This window comes from Mesorhizobium sp. M7A.F.Ca.ET.027.03.2.1, assembly GCF_003999175.1.
Classification (GTDB): Bacteria; Pseudomonadota; Alphaproteobacteria; order Rhizobiales; family Rhizobiaceae; genus Mesorhizobium.
The window spans coordinates 1-3,854 of sequence record NZ_RZOM01000587.1 but is presented as its reverse complement, the minus strand read 5'-3'; the positions used below and the strand labels follow the sequence as shown (position 1 = coordinate 3,854).

General features: G+C 62.9%; 3 protein-coding genes. 1 reads left to right on the top strand and 2 read right to left on the bottom strand.

The annotated features are described in order from the left end of the window. Nucleotides 1–496 (bottom strand): ABC transporter substrate-binding protein (locus EN750_RS22780; RefSeq protein ID WP_145967841.1); only part of this gene is annotated, 496 nt, incomplete at its 3' end. 25 nt (nucleotides 497–521) lie between these two features. Beyond that, nucleotides 522–2,741 carry a TonB-dependent siderophore receptor gene (locus EN750_RS22775; RefSeq protein WP_127397716.1) on the bottom strand — a complete coding sequence of 740 codons (2,220 nt, stop codon included), beginning with the start codon at nucleotides 2,739–2,741 and terminating at the stop codon, nucleotides 522–524. A 181-nt stretch (nucleotides 2,742–2,922) separates the two neighbouring features. Here EN750_RS22775 and EN750_RS22770 point away from each other — a divergent pair, with 181 nt between their 5' ends. After that, entirely contained in the window at nucleotides 2,923–3,714 is a 792-nt protein-coding gene (locus EN750_RS22770; protein ID WP_164748715.1) for an ATP-binding cassette domain-containing protein, read from the top strand. Nucleotides 3,715–3,854 lie beyond the last annotated feature (140 nt).

Here is a 3,854-nt window from a genome sequence, read left to right as displayed (position 1 = left end):
GCTCCAGCCTGGCACGCGCTTGGGCGATCGAGGCTTCGGTGCGCCCGACAAGGTTTTCTGCTTCCGTCCTGCGGCCGAGCATGTCGCCAAGCTGCAGCGTCACCTGTTGCGCCTGCGCGTAAGGTGGAGCCTTGCCGCTGTAGAACGGCACGTTGAAGGTCGGCGCCAATCTGGTGAAGCTGTTCTCGTCCAAGCCATAGCCATAGGCGCCGACGATCAGGTCGGGCCGCAGTTCCCGAAGCAGTTCGAGATTGGGCTCGCTGCGCGATCCCAGGTCGATGGTGGCCTGCGGCAGCGCCGGGCCCTGCACCCAGTCGCCATAACCTCTGGTGTCGCCGACGGCGAGCGGCGACAGGCCGAGCGAGACCACCAGTTCGGCCGATGTCCATTCCAGGCAGACGACGCGGGCAGGTGCCGCGCGTGCCATGCCGCCCGGCAAAGCGAGGCCGGTCGCGGCGAGGCCGGCAAGATACTGGCGCCGTGTCAGCGCCGCCATTTTGGGCCGGCCCGCCACATTGCTTCTACCATGTGTATTTCACCGAACCGTTGATCCTGCGGCCTTCGCCGTAGAAGCAGCCGAAGCCCGAAGAGAAACAGGAGGCGACATAGCGTTTGTCGAACAGATTGCTGGCATTGAGGCTGAGCGTGGCGTTCTGCCAGGTGTAATGCACCGCCGCGTCGGCAAGCACGACCGATGGGACCTTGAAGCTGTTGGCGTCGTCGCCATAGGTCGAGCCGACATAGCGGACACCCGCGCCCAGCCCCAGGCCCTCCAGGCGGCCGCTGCCGAAGGTGTAATTCGCCCACAGCGACGCGGAATGCTTCGGCACGCCGAAGGGCGTATTGCCTTCATTGCTGATCGAACTCCCATTATCATCAACAACAGAAGTCGCCTTGGTGATCCTGGTGTCGAGATAGGTGTAGGCCGCTCTCAGATCGAGGCCCGCATCCAGGCTCGCCACGGCTTCCAGTTCCACGCCGCGCGAACGGATCTCACCGGTCTGGAACAGATCGTTGGGTGAGCCCTCATTACCGGAACGCACGACATTCTGCCGGGTCAGGTCGAAAACCGATGCCGTAATGAAGGAGTTCCAGCCGGTCGGCTGGTATTTCAGCCCGATCTCGTACTGCCTGCCGGTCTCGGGCATGAACAGATTGCCGTCGCTGTCGGCGCCGGCCACGGGCTGGAACGATTCGGAGTAGCTGACATAGGGCGCAAGCCCGTTGTCGGCGAGATAGACGAGCCCCGCCCGGCTGGTGAAGGCGTTGTCCTTCTGCTCGGGAATGTAGCCGCCGGCCAGATTGTCGTAGACCTTGGCGTCCGACCAATCCTGGCGGCCGCCAAGGGTCAGCCGCCAGTTGCCGAGCTTTACCTGGTCCTGCGCATAGAGACCGACCTGCTGCTGGGTGGTGTCGGTATCGGTGTAGGGCGTCAGATCGGTGATCGGGTACCCGTAAATCGGATCGAAGACGTTGAAACCGTCCTCGACGGTCCCTTCCGAGGCATAGTCGCGGTAAGTATAGCGTTTGTAGTCGAGGCCGACGAGCAGCGTGTGGGCGAGCGGCCCGGTGTCGAAATCGGCTTGTGCCTGGTTGTCGATGGTGACGCCGCTGAGTTTGGTGCCGCCGGCATCTGCATAACGGTAGTAGTCGCCGCTTGAAGGTTCCAGGCCGTTCGAGTCCGTCAGCCCGCCACCAAAGACGCCCTCCTCGGTGTGGGTGAGGTGGACGTAGCGGGCATGCTGCCGAACCTGCCAGGTTTCGTTGAAACGGTGGTCGAATTCGTAGCCGATCGAAGCCTGGTCGTTGTTGTAGGAGTCGAAGCCGGGTTCGCCGACGAACATGCTGTTCGGCAGGTACTTGCCGTCCTTGCCCGGTATGACCGTGCCGTAGGCAGGCAGATACTGCATCGCCCAGCCCGAGCGATCGCGCTGATAGTTGGCGAGGATGGTCAGGCTGGTGTCGGCATCGGGCTGCCAGGTGATCGCCGGCGCGATGAAGATGCGGTCGTCCTTGACGAAATCGGTCTGCGTGTCGCCCATGTGAGCGGCACCGGTGAGACGAAACAGCAGCGACTTGTCGGCGTTCACCGCGCCGCTGAAATCGAACTTGCCTTCATACCGGTTGAAGCTGCCACCACCGAATTCGACCTCGCGCAGGTTTTCCTCGGTTGGCCGCTTGCTGACATAGTTGATGATGCCGCCGGGGCTTGCCTGGCCATAAAGTACCGACGCCGGTCCGCGCAGCACCTCGTAGCGTTCCGCGCCATAGGAATCGAGTGCGGTGAACAGGGTGAAATTGCTCTCCTTGAGCTGCAGCCCGTCCCTGTAGAAGACGCCGCTGGCGTTCGAAATGCCGCGCAACTGCAGGCCGAGGCCGCGATTGTCGGTGCCGTAGAGATTGCCGGTGGCGCCGGGTGTGTAGCGCAACGCGCTGTTCAGGCTGTCGACGGCCTGCGCTTCCATCTGGTCCCTGGTGATGACCGATATCGATTGCGGCGTCTCGATCAGCGGCGTGTCGGTCTTGGTGCCGGTGGAGCCCTTTGTGGCAACGTAGCCCTTGACCGGCCCGAAAGCGCTTTCGACACGTTCCTGGACTTTGATCGGGTCTAGGGTGGTGGTGACCGTCTCCTGGGCCAGTGCATGGCCGCAGCCAAGCAGGGCCGGCAGCGACACCGTTGCGATCAGCAGGCGCTTGCGCGCTATCCGGTTCCGCCAAATCGGTCCATGTCCTGAAATCATCCTTTGCGCCCCCTGTTTCCAAATTTTCGTGCCGATATTGCCGGTCGCGACGATTTGTTGATCGTTGCAGTCATCTTCAATGTTGACTAGTAAGGTCATGTTTCATAGTCAACCGGGCACGACCCGTCGAAATGCCGGAATCTGGAAATGCGGGCGGCCGCACTGGAGAAAAGCCATGAGCATGGCTGGAATTGATGCCCAGACTGCCTTCCATATCGACGCGGTGCGCTTTGCCGTCGGCGAGCGGACGCTGCTCGGTCCGGTTTCGCTCGAACTGGAGCGCTCGCGCGTCTATGGGCTGATCGGCCACAATGGTTCGGGCAAGTCGACGCTTATCAAGCTCATGGCGCGCCAGCAGCCGACGAGTTCAGGCGCCATCACTTTCGCCAGACGTCCGTTGCCGCAATGGGGTGCCCGCGAATTTGCCCGCGCGCTTGCCTATCTGCCGCAGACGACGCCTGCGGCGACCGGCCTGACCGTGCGCGAACTGGCGACGCTCGGGCGCTATCCCTGGCATGGCGCGCTTGGCCGTTTCCGCGCCGAGGACAGGCAGCATGTCGAGGAGGCGCTGGCCCTGACCGATATGGAGGGTTTTGCCGACCGGCTGGTGGACGAATTGTCGGGCGGCGAGCGCCAACGCGCCTGGCTCGCCATGCTGGTGGCGCAGAACGCCGGCGTCATGCTGCTCGACGAGCCGATTTCGGCACTCGACATCGCCCATCAGGTCGAGGTGCTCGGGCTGGTCAAGGAGCTCAGCCGCAAACGCGACCTATGTGTCGTCGTCGTGCTGCACGATCCCAACATGGCGGCGCGCTACTGCGACGAACTGATCGCGCTCAAGGACGGCAAGCTGCTGACGCGCGGCACGCCAGGCGAAATCATGCGTAGCGATGTGCTGAAAGGCATTTTCGGTGTGGAGATGGGCGTGTTCGCGCACCCCGTCACCGGCCAGCCTGTCGGCTATGTGCAGTGACAATATCTGATGCGGCGGCGGGAAATAGAAGGCGGCAGGCCGCTGTGAGAACAAGGAAGAAGCTGTTGTCGAGAACTGGTTTGTTGGCGGCGTTGGTCGCATCCGTCATCCTGTCGGCCGGCAGCGCGATGGCCCAGGAG